Below are 13,744 nucleotides of genomic sequence, written 5' to 3' on the forward strand. Positions count from 1 at the left end.
GTCAGGATTCCTTGTCCTGCAGGCGGACCTGCACGAGCGTGATGGCGAGCAGCACCAAGAACATGATCGTCGCGACCGTCGCGCCATAGCCGGCGCGGGCGTTGACGAACGTCTCCTCATAGACCTGGAAGACCATCGTCGTGGTGCCGGTGCCGTAGGGCCCGCCGCGCGTCATCACGTTGATGATGTCGAAGACCTGCACCGAGCTGAGCAGGACGGTGACCGACAGGAAGAAGGTCGTCGGCTTGAGCTGGGGCAGCGTGACGCGCCAGAACCGCCGCCAGGCAGAGGTTCCGTCGATCTCTGCGGCCTCGTCGAGCTCGGCCCGCCGCCCCTGGAGGGCCGCAAGGTAGATCACGAAGACATAGCCCACGTTCTTCCAGATGTAGGTGGCCGTCACCATGAACAGGGCCCAACCGCTGTTCTGGTAGAAATCGGGAGCCTTCTGGCCGAGGCGGTCGAGGAGGTCCTGCACCAGTCCGAACGACGGGTCGAACACGAACTGGAAGGCTACGCCGATCGCGGCGCCGGAGATCACGAACGGCGCGAACACCAACGAGCGCACGGCCGATCGGCCGAACAGCTTCTGGTCGAGCAACAGCGCGAGGGCCAGGCCCAGGGCCATCGACCCCGCAACCGTCGCCAGGGTGAAGATCGCGGTGTTGCCCACGATCTGCCAGGTGTCGGGGCGCGACGCCCATTCGGCATAGTTCTCGAGGCCGATGAAGGTCGCGTACGGCGACGAGATGTTCCAGTCGAAGAACGAGAGCCTGATGTTGTCGAGCAGCGGACGATAGGTGAACAGGCCCAGCAGAACGAGGTTCGGCAGCAGCAGGAGCGCGGCGAGGGCGATCTCACGGGCGTCGTGGCGCTGGGTGCGCCGGGGGCGCGCCCCTGTCGAGGGGGCTCGGGTGTTCACGGCCCGATCGTCGTGGCTCTGACACAACGGTCAGTGGACAGCGGGTGACGCAAAGGTGAACAGATGTCCAAGTTCCCGTGACGACGGGCCGGAGGCGCCGCGGACTGACCCCGCAACCGTTTCTCGGGCAAGGCTTTTCGGGCACGACGAGCTCTCACGTAGAATCCTGCGGTGACCACGACCCTGACCAGCCGCCGCGCGCTGCCGTCGCGCCTCGGGCTGTCCGCACCCGGACGCGCCGACGCCGTCGTGGTCGACACCCCTGTCGTCCTCGCCCCCATGGCCGGGGTGACCAACGCGGCGTACCGGCAGCTGTGCCGGGAACAGGGCGCCGGCCTCTATGTGTGCGAGATGATCACGTCGCGCGGCCTGGTCGAGCGCGACGCGAAATCGCTGGCGATGTTGGCGTTCGACCCGGGCGAGACCGTACGCAGCGTCCAGCTCTATGGCGTCGACCCGAAGACGATGGCCGACGCGACCGAGATCCTGTGCAACGAGTTCGGCGTCGCCCACGTCGACCTGAACTTCGGCTGCCCGGTGCCGAAGGTGACGCGCAAGGGCGGCGGCGGCGTACTGCCCTGGAAGCGCGACCGCCTGCGCGCCATCCTCGAGGCGACCGTCGCGGCGGGCGACCGCTATGGCGTGCCGGTCACCATGAAGACCCGCAAGGGCATCGACGGCGACCACCTGACCTTCCTCGACGCGGGACGCATCGCCCAGGAATCAGGCTGCGCAGCGATCGCGCTGCACGGGCGCACGGTCGAGCAGGCGTACTCCGGCCACGCCGACTGGGACTCGATCGCCGAACTGGTCGAGGCCGTCGACATCCCCGTGCTCGGCAACGGCGACATCTGGGAGGCGGACGACGCCATCCGCATGGTGGAGCAGACGGGCGTCGCGGGCGTGGTGATCGGGCGGGGCTGCCTCGGCCGTCCGTGGCTCTTCCGCGACCTCGCGGATCGCTTCGCAGGCAAGGATTCTCGGGCGCTGCCGAGCCTCGGCGAGGTCACCGGTGTCGTTCGTCGCCACGGCGAGCTGCTGGCCGCCGTGATGGGGGAGCAGCGCGGGCTCACCGACCTGCGCAAGCACATGGCCTGGTATTTCAAGGGCTTCCCCGTCGGCGGCGACGTGCGGCGCAGGCTGGCCATGGTGTCGAGCCTCGCCGAGCTCGACGACTGGCTCGAGCAGTTGGACGCGGACGCGCCCTATCCGGTGCGGGAGCTCGGGCGCCCCCGCGGACGGCAGGGGACGCCGCGCCACCGCATCGTCATGCCGGAGGGATGGCTGGACGACACGTGCGGCATCGACATGGACCTGGCCGCGGCCGAGAGCGACGCGTCGGGCGGCTAGGCGGCGCTCAATAGCCGAGCGCCGAGCCGATCCCCATCCCGAGGCCCATCGTGAGGAACGGGGCGATCAGGCTCAGGACGACGGCCAGGATGCCGGCGAGGCGACCGCGTCCACTGATCGCCGCGATGATGCCGAGGATGAAGCAGACCAGGCCGACCACCCACAGTGCTCCGGCGCCGACCAGATAGGCCGTGACGTCGGGTGGGTAGCTGGTCGCGTTCGGGTTCGCCTGCTGGAAACTGTAGAATTTGTTCGCCTTCAGCACCGACCACACGGTGCCGATCAGCACGGCCACCGACAGGACGGCCAGGGCCGCGAGGCCCAGTTTCTTCGACTTGGGCTGCGGCTGAGCGTACTGACCGGGGTAGGCGCCACCCTGCGGGTAGCCGGGGCCGGGCGGGTAGCCGGAGCCCTGGCCGTAGGGTCCGGGCGCACCGTACGCGGGCTCGGGCGCCGACCCCTGGGTGCCGTAATAGGAGCCGCCGGGTTGCTGGGGGCCGCCACTCCAAGCGCCGGAGGGCTCGGTGGGGGGCTGCTGGCCGTAGGTGCTCACGGGACTCCTCGTCTCAGGATCCTCCGTGTCGGAGGGTACCCCTAGTGTAGGCAGCGCAGGAGGTTCCATGACGCGATCAACGCCCCCCAACCAACCCCTTCCACGCGCCCAGCAGTGGGCGGCCACCATGGCTGGCCACGGCGACGACGCGGCCGTCCGCGCCCACCGCGACTCCGCGGCGGGCCTGCGGCTCGCGCGCGTGCTGGGCCGTGAAGAGCGCGAGGAGCGCGAGGCCGCGCTGCTCACTCCCGGCTCCACGCTGGCGCGGGGCGCCGGCAATCGCGCCGTCGAGGAGGAGCCCGACCCCGAGCGCACGTGCTTCGAGCGCGACCGCGACCGCATCGTCCACTCGACAGCGTTCCGTCGCCTCGCCGGCAAGACCCAGGTGGTGGTGCACCCCAGCGACCACGAGCGCACGCGGCTGACGCACGCCCTCGAGGTCGCCCAGGTCGCGACGTCCATCGCGCGCGGCGTCGGGGCCAACGTCGCCCTGACCGACGCCATCGCGCTCGGCCACGACTGCGGCCACGGCCCGGGAGGTCACGCGTCGGAGGACGCGTTCGATGCGTTCATCCCGGGCGGCTACGACCACGGCCCGTGGGGTGCCGACGTGGTGCTCACCCCGCTGAACCTGTGCGCCGAGACGCTCGACGGCATCCGCAACCACTCGTGGTCGCGCCCGGCCCCGACGACGGTCGAGGGCGAGATCGTCTCGTGGGCCGACCGCATCGCCTACTGCGCCCACGACCTCGAGGACGCGATCCATGCCGGCATCGTCGCGGAGTCGGCGCTGCCCGCGGACATCGCGGAGATCTGCGGCCGCACGCGGAGGGACCAGTTGCGCACCTTCGTCCACGCGGTGATCGCCGGCGCGCGCGACCACGGACAGGTCTGCATGGCGCCCGACGTCGCCGCGGCCCTGGCCGGGCTGCGGGCGTTCAACTACGAGAACATCTACACCCGACCCGAGTCCGTGGGTCAGGCCCACGCCGTCGTCAAGATCCTGCAGGCGCTGGTGGAGCACTACGCGGCGCGCCCGCGCGAACTGCCCGACCTCATCGAGGCCGACCCCGGCAGCGACGCGGCGGTCCGGGCGGCCGTGACCTGGATCGGCGGCATGACCGACCGCTACGCGTTCGACACCGCCGTCCGCGTGCTGAACTGGCCCGAGTCCGAGCTTCCGCAGGGCATCGATCGCCGTGGCTGAGCCCATGGGGTCGGGGCCCACGCCCACCCGCTTCGTCCACCTCCGCGGCGGCGGGGTGTCGGTCGTCGTCGACCTCCGCGACGGGGCGGCCCCCGCCGTGCTCCACTGGGGCGCCGGCCTGGGCGCGCTGGACCTTGCCACGATTGAGGCGATGGCCCGCGGCCTCGACGAGCCGCTGGTCCAGAACGGCCCGGACGCACCCATCCGCCTCGCGCTCGTGCCGGAGGCCGCGTACGCCTGGCCCGGCCTGCCCGGCCTGTCCGGAAGCCGCGAGGGACGGGACTGGTCGCCGCGGTTCCGCAACGGCCGCGTACGCGTGGGCGGCGACGTCGTCGATGACGCGCTGGTCGACCTGCCCGACGGCGGTGACGTCGAGATCGTGGCCGATGACGACGTCCTCGGGCTCGGGCTCGTGATCGCGCTGGGTCTGGACGCCTCCGGTCTCGTGCGCCTGCGGGCGACGGTGACGAACCGCGGGCGCGAGGCGTACGCGCTGGGCGACCTCAATCTGGCCCTGCCCGTCCCGCGCCGGCCCGGTGAGGTGCTCGACCTCGCCGGGGCCGGCACCCACGAGCGCGTGCCGCAGCGCCACGCGATGACCGATGGGCGCTGGGTGCGCGAGGGCCGCCGCGGCCGCACCGGCGCCGATGCCGCGACGGTGCTCCACCTCGGCGTGCCCGGGTTCGACTTCGCCCACGGGGAGGTGTGGGCGGTCCACGTCGGGTGGTCCGGCAACCACCGCCACTACGCCGAGCGCGTGTGGACCGGCCAGCAGGTCATCGGCGGGGGTGAGGTGCTGCTGCCGGGCGAGGTGCGACTCGCGCCGGGGGAGGCGTACGCCACCCCGTGGCTGTTCGCGTCCTGGGGCCACGGTCTGGACGCCGTGGCGGGGCGATTCCACCGCTGGCTGCGGAGCCGTGACCACCACCCGCGGCGTCCGCGGCCGGTGACCCTGAACGTCTGGGAGGCGGTCTATTTCGACCACTCGCTCGAGCGCCTGTCGGCCCTGGCCGACGCCGCCGCACGCGTGGGGGTGGAGCGGTTCGTGCTCGACGACGGCTGGTTCGGCGCCCGGCGCCACGACGAGGCCGGGCTTGGCGACTGGGTCGTGTCGCCCGAGGTCTGGCCCGACGGTCTCGGGCCGCTCATCGACCACGTCACCGGGCTCGGCCTGGAGTTCGGGCTGTGGATCGAGCCCGAGATGGTCAACCTCGACTCCGACGTCGCGCGTGCCCATCCCGAATGGGTCATGCAGACCGGTGGGCGGCTGCCGGTCGACCACCGGTTCCAACAGGTCCTCAACCTGGCGGTCGAGGACTGCTATGTCCACGTGCGCGACCAGCTCGTGGCGCTGCTCGAGGCCCACCCGATCGCCTACCTGAAGTGGGACCACAACCGCGACCTGGTCGACGCCGGCACCGCGCCGGGCGGCGAACCCGGCGTCCACGCCCAGACGCTGGCGGCCTATCGCCTGATGGCCGAGCTCAAGGAGCGCAGACCGGGGCTCGAGATCGAGTCGTGTGCCTCGGGCGGCGGACGCGTCGACCTCGGGGCCATGGAGCTCTGCGACCGCATCTGGGTGAGCGACAACATCGACCCCCACGAACGCCAGCAGATCCACCGCTGGACGACCCAGCTGCTGCCGTGGGAGCTGATGGGGTGCCACGTCCCGTCATCCCCCAGCCACGTCACCCACCGCACGAGCACCCTCGACTTCCGCTGCCAGACGGCGATCTTCGGCCACCTGGGCGTCGAGTGGGACCTCACTGCCTGTGACGACGACGAGCTCGACCGGCTCGCTGCCTGGATCGCGTGGCACAAGGACCACCGCGCGCTGTTCCACAGCGACACGATCCGGCGCGTCGACGCCCAGCGCGGCGTCGTGGTGCACGGGGTGGTGGCGGCGGACCGGTCGCGCGCCGTCTTCTCGTGCGCACTGACCGAACGCATCGACGCCGGGCGTCCCGGCCCCGTCACATTGCCGGGGCTTGACCCCGAGCGGCGCTACCGCGTACGCCGGGTCGCGCTGGCGTCGACCCCGATGCACGTGCGGGCGACGCCGCCGTGGTGGGACGAGGAACTGGTGCTGACCGGGAGGCTGCTGGAGACCGTCGGCGTGCAGGCGCCGGGATTCCAGCCGGACACGGCGGTGCTGTGGGAGGTGGAGGCCGTCGAGGGGTGAGGGGCTTCGACTCGCTGGCGCTCGCTCAGCCAACGTGGTGGGTGGCGCTCGCTCAGCCAACGTGGTGGGTGGCGCTCGCTCAGCCAACGTTCCTGAGCGAGGCCGCTTGCGGCTGAGTCGAAGGTGGCTTCGACTCGCTGGCGCTCGCTCAGCCAACGTGGTGGGTTGCGCTCGCTCAGCCAACGTGGTGGGTCGCTCAGCCAACGTGAACGTGGCTGAGCCGACGCGGCTCAGACCCGCAGCTTCTCCCGCAGGTCCTCCGGGAGTACGCGCGCCGCGCCGATGAGCCGGTGGGCCACGGCGACGCAGCAGAACTGGGTCGCCACGATGCCGAACAGCACCAGCAGTTGGGCCGCGCCCGCCTGCATCGGGCTGCCCCCGCCGAGCAACACCCCCACGAAGGCGCCTGGCAGCGTGACCAGCCCGACGGTGCGCGTGGAGTCGAGCGTCGGGATCAGCGCCTCCGCGCGCACGCGCTCGGTGACCTCGCCGATCGACTCGGCGCGGGTCAGGCCGATGGCGAGCCCCGCCTCGTACTCCCCGTGGTGGTCGCGCAGCGCGTCGAACTCGCGGCGCGCCACCAGGGTGTGGCCGGTCATGGTGTTGCCGATGATGATGCCGGCGATCGGCACCAGGGCGGCGCCGTTCAACGGCGACGCACCTGACGCGAACACGATGACCAGCACCGGCACGATGCCCGCCGCCATCGCCAGCGCGACCCAGGGCCAGCACCCGCCTACGCCACACCGCACGGCGGACGTGCGCACGGCGATGGCGAACATCAGCAGAGCGAATGCCGCCGCCCAGGCGAGATGAGTGAGCGCGGCGGTCACCAGGAACGAGACCGCGGCGAGCTGGAGGACCGCGCGGACCGCCGCCACCACCACCTGGCGCTCGAGCCGGAGCCGGGTCGCGACCGACGCCCCGACCGCCGCCGCGACCAGCGCGACGAGGGCCACACCCAGCCGCCAGTCGAGGGTCGTGACGCTCACGGGCAGGTGGCGTGGGTCGGGGGCACGCGCCCACCCTAGCCGGGGCCGGACCCGCGTACACTCACATCCGTGGCAGGCCGGATCAGGGACGAGGACGTCGTCGAGGTGCGTGGCCGCGCACGCATCGAGGACGTCGTGGGCTCGGTCGTGGCGCTGCGGAACGCCGGCGGTGGGTCGATGAAGGGGCTCTGCCCGTTCCACGACGAGAAGACTCCGAGCTTCCAGGTCACCCCGTCGAAGGGCTTCTTCTACTGCTTCGGCTGCGGTGAGGGCGGCGACGTCATCTCCTTCCTCCAGAAGCACGACAACCTGTCGTTCGTCGAGGCCGTCGAGAACCTCGCCGACCGCGTCGGCGTGGTGTTGCGCTACGAGGAGGGCGACGGTGGTCCGAGGGTCGAGCCGGGGCTGCGTACGCGCATCCTCGAGGCCAACCAGCTCACCGCCGACTTCTTCGCCTCCCAGCTGACGACTCCCGACGCGCTGGTGGCCCGGCAGTTCCTCGACGGCCGCGGGTTCGACCGCGCCGCCGCCGAACACTTCGGCGTGGGGTTCGCGCCGCGCGGCGGGCGGGCCCTGCTGAATCTCCTGCGCAGCAAGGGATTCAAGGATTCCGACCTCGTGAAGGCGGGGCTGATCCGCGAGGCCGGTTATGACTTCTTCCGCGGTCGCCTGATCTGGCCCATCCGTGACTCGAGCCGTCAGGTCGTCGGGTTCGGCGGACGACGGATCTTCGACGACGACCGCGTGCCCGCGAAATACATGAACACCCCCGAGACGCCGGTCTACAAGAAGTCGAACGTGCTCTATGGCCTCGACCTGGCGCGCCAGCAGATCGGCAAGAAGTCCCAGGCGGTGGTCGTCGAGGGATACACCGACGTGATGGCGGCCCACCTGTCGGGCGTCGAGACCGCGGTCGCGAGCTGTGGCACGGCGTTCGGCGACGAGCACGCCCGCCTGCTCCAGCGCCTCATGGGCGGTGACGCCTTCAACGGCGAGGTCATCTTCACCTTCGACGGCGACGCGGCGGGCCAGAAGGCCGCGCTGAAGGTGTTCGACGGCGACCAGAACTTCATCGCCCAGACCTACGTGGCGGTCGAGCCGACCGGCCTCGACCCCTGCGACCTGCGCCTGGAGCACGGCGAGGCCGCGGTGCGGGAGCTCGTCGCCCGCCGCGTGCCGCTCTATCGGTTCGTCATGGGGAACGTGCTCGAGCGCTATGACCTCGACCGGGCCGACGGCCGCCTCGCTGCACTGCGCGCCGCGGCCCCGCTGGTCGGCTCGATCCGCGACACCTCGCTCGTCGGCGGCTATGCGCGCGAGCTGGCCGGCATGCTCGGCATGGACCTCGACGAGGTCCGGCGCGAGGTCGCGGCCGCGTCGCGGCGGGGGAGCGGGCCGCGGCCCACCGAGATTGTGGAGGTGCGGACGCCCGACTCCGAGGTCCGCGCCCAGGGAGACGTTCCCTGGCCCCAGCCGGGCCAGCGTGGGCTCGAGGTGGAGCGCGACACCACCAAGCTGCTGGTGCAGCGCCCCGACCTGTTCACCGGCGACTGGTGCGGCGTCACCGCCGACGACTTCACCCACCCCGCGTACGCCGCGGTCCTCGCCGCCTGTGAGGCCGCCCGCGCGGCGGGCGGCGAGGGGGAGTGGAGCCAGCGCGTACGCGAGGCCGCCACGAGCCCGACCGTCGCCCAGCTGGTCGTGGCGCTGGCGGTCGAGCAGCTGTTGCACGCGCCCGACGAGCGGTACGCGGCCGCGTACGCCAGCAAGCTGCGGCTGCTGACGACCATGCGCCGCATCGCCGACCTCAAGTCGCGGCTGCAGCGCACCAATCCGGTCGAACATCAGCAGGCCTACAACCAGATGTTCTCGGAGTTGCTCGGCCTCGAGGCGGCGCGCAAGGACCTGCAGGCGCAGACGCTCGGCGTCAACGACTGAGACTCGTTCACGCGCGCTGGGGCTCGCCTCACGCCGCCCGGACGAGCGGGCTCGACCCCGGTCCCATCCGCGACCGAAGCCGCGCGAGCGCGGCACGTTCCCGGCGACGCACGCTGGAGGTGGACAGCCCGAGCTGGCCGGCGACATCGGCGTACGCACGGGGCTCGCGGCCGTCGAGGCCGAAGCGAAGGCCGATGACGGACCGTTCCTCGTCGTTCAGCGCATCGAGGGGGATCTGGGCCGTGACGAGCGCGTGGTCGACGTCGGCGAACGACTGTTGTGCCTCCGGATCGGGGCACTCCAGCGAGCCGCCGTCCGGGGTCGAGAGGCTGGCGGGCCGCTGGAACGCCAGCAGCGGGGCCACCAGGTCGACAGGACGCCCGAGCTCGGCGGCCACCTCGGTGCTGGTGGGCTCGCGCCTGAGGTCGACGGCCAGTCGACGCGCGGCGCTCAGCGCCAAGCGGCGCAGGTCGGCGTGGTGGGTGGACAGGTGCAGGTCGCCACAGCGCCGGAGTGCCGCCTTGCCGATGAGGGACCTGATCCAGGCGACCGCGAAGGTGGAGAACCGCAGGCCACGCGTGTGGTCGAACCGGTCGACGGCGGTGATGACGCCGAGCGCCCCCTCCTGGAACAGCTCGTCGACCGGGAGCCCGGTGCGCCGAGCCTCCACGCGCGCCACCTGGGCGACGAGCCGCAGATTGGCGCGGACGAACCGGTCGCGGGCGGCCCGGCCCTCGGCGGCGATCCCGGCCAGCTCGCCCTGCGTGGCGCCCCGCAGCGTCCGGCCGGTCGCCAACAGGTGTTCGGCGAGCGCTCCGGCCTCGATGCGCCGGGCGAGGTCGATCTCGTCGTCGGGGGTCAGCAGGGGCTCGTCGAGGGTCAGGTCCATGTCCGCAACTCTGCCCGGGATGCGGTCTCCGTGGACCGGCCGTGCAGGTCCTGTGGAGTCAACATTCGGACAACACCGATCTGTCCACACCCGTCACACCGGCCGAGGGGCCAGGACGACCGCGTGTGAGCCAGAGGGCCGGCGCCGCGGCTAAGGTGGCCCCATGAGCCTGTTCCGCCGCCGCAGCCTGGACCGCGACGTCGAGGAGGGTCTGCGCCAAGCCCGCTCCGACGCGGGCCTGCCGGCGCGGTCGAAGGTGCTCGCCGCGGCCCCGACCGGGTCGGGCTGGTGCGTCCTGACCGTCGACGCGCTGGCCCACAACGACGGGGCGCCGCAGTGGGTGCTCATCCCGTGGCACACGATCGAGCGCGGCGGCTTCAACGGCCAGGGGTCCACGCTCCAGTGGACGCTCGTCGACGGCCGGCGCGGCAGCGTCTTCCTCGACGAGCCAGGGCGCCTGCCCGAGGTGTTCCGGGAGCGCGTGGAGGCGACCATCGTGCTGGAGGAACACGTGCCGATCGAGGGCACACGGCAGGGCGGTGTGGTCTCGGCCCGCCGTGACCTGACGTCGGCCGAGGACGCCATCGAGTGGCGCACGCGACGTGGCCGCGGCACCCCCGACACCCCCGAGGTCGAGGCCGCCCTGCAGGCTCGCCTGGAGGCCCTGCGGGGCGAGTACGCCTGACCTTCGGATTTGCCTCGGGCGCTCGGGGATTGGTAGTGTTCCTGCTCGCGCCACCTCGGTGGGGCACGGTCCTCCATAGCTCAATTGGCAGAGCATTCGACTGTTAATCGAAGGGTTACTGGTTCGAGTCCAGTTGGAGGAGCCATCCGCACAGGGCCGCAGGCACACGCCTGCGGCCCTGCGGTGTTCCATGGGGTCAGGTTGCACTCGATCGGAGAACGAAGGAGTACGCATGGGTGAGGCCATCAGGGTTGCCGCGGTCGGCGACATCGAGGACGGCGAGGCCATGGTCATCTCAGCCGAGGTGGCCGGGACCGACGACGACATCGCCGTCGTCCACAGCGATGGCGCCTTCTTCGCGATCGACGACACCTGCACCCACGAGGACGCCTCGCTGGCCGACGGGTGGATCGAGGGCACCGAGGTCGAATGCCCCCTCCACGCCGCCCGCTTCTGCCTCAAGACCGGTGACGCCCTCTGCCTGCCCGCGACGGTGGGCGTGAAGACCCACCGGGTCGAGGTGCGCGGCGACGAGATCTTCCTGACGCCGGGGGAGCCCGCCGCGCAGGGGTGAACCCGCGCGGCCGGCTGCCTCAGTCGGCCGTGCCGCGCAGGTCGTCGAGGAACCGCGACGCCCAGCGGTCGATGTCGAACTCGAAGACCTGACGGCGCATCGCCTTCATGCGCTTGCGGTGGTTCGCCGGGGTGTCCTCGGCGGCCGCCATCATCGTGTCCTTCATGTCGTTGATGTCGTACGGGTTGATCATGTAGGCCTGCTTGAGTTCGTGGGCCGCGCCCGTGAACTCGCTGAGCACCAGGGCGCCGTCGTCGTTGGAACGGCAGGCGATGAACTCCTTCGCCACCAGGTTCATGCCGTCGCGCAGCGGCGTGACGACCATGACGTCGGCCGCCGTGTACATCGCCGCCATCTCGTTGCGCGGGAACGAGGAGTGGAGATAGGTGATCGGGGGTCGCCCGATGCGGCCCGAATCGCCGTTGATGTGGCCGACGAGGCGGTCGATCTCGTCGCGGAGCTTCTTGTATTCCTCGACCCGCTCGCGCGACGGCGTCGCCACCTGGAGGAACACGGCCTCGTCGGCGTCCAGTCGGCCCTCGCCGACGAGCTCGCCGAACGCGCGGAGCCGCTGCTTGATGCCCTTGGTGTAGTCGAGGCGGTCGACCCCGAGGAAGATGTGCTTCGGATCGCCCAGGTCGTGACGGATCTGGGCTGCCCGCTCCTGCACCTCGGGCTTCTTCGCGAGCTCCTCGAAACCCGACGCGTCGATCGAGATCGGATAGGCCCGCGCGACCGCCCGTCGGCCGTCAGGGAGCTTCACGGTGTCGCCGCGGGTCTCGTGCCGCAGGCGCTGCTTGACCAGGCGTACGAAGTTCTGGGCCCCGCCGGGCAGCTGGAAACCGATCAGGTCGGCGCCCAGCAGGCCCTCGATGACCTGGCGGCGCCAGGGCAGCTGGATGAACAGCTCGACCGGCGGGAACGGGATGTGGAGGAAGAAGCCGATGCGCACGTCGGGGCGCAGCTCCCGCAACATCTGCGGGACGAGCTGGAGCTGGTAGTCCTGCACCCACACCAGCGCACCCTCGTCGGCGACCTCGGCCGCGCGCTCGGCGAAGCGGCGGTTGACCGTCACGTAGGCGTCCCACCATTCGCGGTGGAACTCCGGGAACGCCACGCCGTCGTGATAGAGCGGCCACAGCGTGCCGTTGGAGAAGCCCTCGTAGTAGTCGCGGACCTCCTCGGTCGACAGCGGCACGGGGATGAGTGACAGCCCGTCGTCGACAAAGGGCTCCAACTCCTCGTCGGGGGCGCCGTGCCAGCCGACCCACGCGCCCTCATTGGCCCGCATCACCGGCTCGAGCGCGGTCACGAGACCGCCGGGCGAGGTGCGCCAGTCGACGGTGCCGTCGGGGAGCTCCACGCGATCGACGGGCAGCCGGTTGGCCACCACGACGAACGCGGCGCGGGACGGGGTGGAGGATGTGGAATTCTTCGTGGTCATCAGGAATCGCCTTCCGGTCGGCGCCAGTCTAAAGGTCGACAAATGCCTGCCGTGATGGGGATGCGCGCGACGGCGTACGTGCGTCGGTCCCTAGGCTGTTGGCCATGAGTTCCCCTGACTCCCGCCGTGATCACGACCCGTACGCAGCCCTCGCCGCGACCGCCGACGGGGTCGCCGGCGTGCGTGCGCTGGTGGACGATCCCGCCCACGCCCTCATCGCGCTGGACTTCGACGGCGTCACCGCGCCGATCGTCGACGACCCGGAGCAGGCGTACGCGTTGCCCGCGACCATCGCGGTGCTCGGCGAGCTGGGGGAGCGGGTCGGCACGCTGGCGATCATCACGGGCCGACCCGTGCGGACGGCCGTCCGGCTCGGCGGGCTGGACCGCGCCCCGGGGCTGGGCCACCTGATCGTCCTGGGGCAATACGGGGTGGAGCGCTGGGACGGCGCCGATGACCGCTATTCCGAACCCGAGGCGCCCCCCGAGATCGACGCCCTGCGGCGCGAGCTGCCGGACCTGCTCGCGGAGGCGGGCCACGCGGGGCTCCACATCGAGGACAAGGGGCGCGCGCTGGCGGTGCACACCCGCCGCGCGCCCGATCCCGCGGCCGCGTACGCCGCGGTGGTCGGCCCGGTGACCGCGGCGGCGCAGCGGCTGGGGCTCCACCTGGAACCCGGCCGCAACGTGCTCGAGGTCAGGGCCGCGGGGCTCGACAAGGGTCACGCGCTCGAGGCGCTGGTCGCCGAGCGGGGGGTGCGCGCGGTGGCGTACGCGGGCGACGACCTGGGCGACCTCCCGGCGTTCCGGGCCGTGGACGGGCTGCGCGGGCGCGGTGTCCCGGGCGTGCTCATCCGCTCCGCATCGCCCGAGCAGGACGCGCTGGCCCCGCTGGCCGACGTCGAGGTGGAGGGGCCCGAGGGCGTGGCCGCCTGGCTGGGCGCGCTGGCGGCGCTGCTGCGCTGAGGCTCACGGTGCGCGCGGCGAGCGCCACGCTGCGTGTCGGTCCGAG

General features: G+C 71.7%; 12 protein-coding genes and 1 tRNA gene. 8 read left to right on the forward strand and 5 right to left on the reverse strand.

What is annotated here, in order from left to right:
* Position 1: 1 nt before the first annotated feature.
* Positions 2–919: a carbohydrate ABC transporter permease gene (locus tag ACYVAG_RS05270; protein ID WP_460767509.1), complete on the reverse strand. Its 918-nt coding sequence runs from the start codon at positions 917–919 to the stop codon at positions 2–4.
* Between the two features lie 201 nt (positions 920–1,120).
* Here ACYVAG_RS05270 and dusB point away from each other — a divergent pair, with 201 nt between their 5' ends.
* Positions 1,121–2,269, forward strand: coding sequence for a tRNA dihydrouridine synthase DusB (dusB, locus tag ACYVAG_RS05275; protein WP_460768039.1), 1,149 nt, complete (start codon positions 1,121–1,123; stop codon positions 2,267–2,269).
* Between the two features lie 7 nt (positions 2,270–2,276).
* On the opposite strand, the gene ACYVAG_RS05280 is transcribed toward dusB, so the two are convergent.
* On the reverse strand, positions 2,277–2,822 hold the full coding sequence (locus ACYVAG_RS05280; RefSeq protein ID WP_460767511.1) for a hypothetical protein: 546 nt from the start codon (positions 2,820–2,822) through the stop codon (positions 2,277–2,279).
* A 127-nt stretch (positions 2,823–2,949) separates the two neighbouring features.
* On the opposite strand from ACYVAG_RS05280, the gene ACYVAG_RS05285 reads away from it, so the two are divergent.
* Together ACYVAG_RS05285 and ACYVAG_RS05290 are read left to right on the forward strand one after the other, a co-directional pair.
* The gene (locus ACYVAG_RS05285; RefSeq protein WP_460768041.1) at positions 2,950–4,029 is read left to right on the forward strand and encodes an HD domain-containing protein; all 1,080 of its coding nucleotides are present in this window, start codon (positions 2,950–2,952) and stop codon (positions 4,027–4,029) included.
* The gene (locus ACYVAG_RS05290) at positions 4,022–6,211 is read left to right on the forward strand and encodes an alpha-galactosidase (protein WP_460767514.1); all 2,190 of its coding nucleotides are present in this window, start codon (positions 4,022–4,024) and stop codon (positions 6,209–6,211) included. The genes ACYVAG_RS05285 and ACYVAG_RS05290 overlap by 8 nt, the downstream gene beginning before the upstream one ends.
* Positions 6,212–6,441: 230 nt before the next feature.
* Here the strand turns inward: ACYVAG_RS05290 and ACYVAG_RS05295 are convergent, their stop codons facing one another.
* A complete protein-coding gene (locus tag ACYVAG_RS05295) occupies positions 6,442–7,203 on the reverse strand; it encodes an ABC transporter permease (protein ID WP_460767517.1) in 762 nt (253 codons plus the stop codon).
* A gap of 69 nt (positions 7,204–7,272) precedes the next feature.
* Between ACYVAG_RS05295 and dnaG the strand changes: the two genes are divergently transcribed.
* Positions 7,273–9,141, forward strand: coding sequence for a DNA primase (dnaG, locus tag ACYVAG_RS05300; RefSeq protein ID WP_460767520.1), 1,869 nt, complete (start codon positions 7,273–7,275; stop codon positions 9,139–9,141).
* Between the two features lie 28 nt (positions 9,142–9,169).
* On the opposite strand, the gene ACYVAG_RS05305 is transcribed toward dnaG, so the two are convergent.
* Complete coding sequence (locus tag ACYVAG_RS05305) at positions 9,170–10,030, reverse strand: sigma-70 family RNA polymerase sigma factor (protein WP_460767523.1); 861 nt, start codon at positions 10,028–10,030, stop codon at positions 9,170–9,172.
* 163 nt (positions 10,031–10,193) lie between these two features.
* Between ACYVAG_RS05305 and ACYVAG_RS05310 the strand changes: the two genes are divergently transcribed.
* The 3 genes from ACYVAG_RS05310 to ACYVAG_RS05320 all read left to right on the forward strand — a co-directional run bounded on the left by ACYVAG_RS05310 (position 10,194) and on the right by ACYVAG_RS05320 (position 11,289).
* A complete protein-coding gene (locus ACYVAG_RS05310) occupies positions 10,194–10,715 on the forward strand; it encodes a hypothetical protein (RefSeq protein WP_460767526.1) in 522 nt (173 codons plus the stop codon).
* 69 nt (positions 10,716–10,784) lie between these two features.
* Positions 10,785–10,860, forward strand: a tRNA-Asn gene (locus ACYVAG_RS05315).
* 87 nt (positions 10,861–10,947) lie between these two features.
* A complete protein-coding gene (locus ACYVAG_RS05320) occupies positions 10,948–11,289 on the forward strand; it encodes a bifunctional 3-phenylpropionate/cinnamic acid dioxygenase ferredoxin subunit (RefSeq protein ID WP_460767529.1) in 342 nt (113 codons plus the stop codon).
* Between the two features lie 19 nt (positions 11,290–11,308).
* Here the strand turns inward: ACYVAG_RS05320 and ACYVAG_RS05325 are convergent, their stop codons facing one another.
* Positions 11,309–12,733, reverse strand: a complete 1,425-nt coding sequence (locus tag ACYVAG_RS05325; RefSeq protein ID WP_460767532.1) for an alpha,alpha-trehalose-phosphate synthase (UDP-forming) — start codon at positions 12,731–12,733, stop codon at positions 11,309–11,311.
* A 104-nt stretch (positions 12,734–12,837) separates the two neighbouring features.
* On the opposite strand from ACYVAG_RS05325, the gene otsB reads away from it, so the two are divergent.
* Complete coding sequence (otsB, locus tag ACYVAG_RS05330) at positions 12,838–13,698, forward strand: trehalose-phosphatase (protein WP_460767535.1); 861 nt, start codon at positions 12,838–12,840, stop codon at positions 13,696–13,698.
* Positions 13,699–13,744 lie beyond the last annotated feature (46 nt).

The sequence above is a fragment of the Mariniluteicoccus flavus genome, from assembly GCF_054776655.1.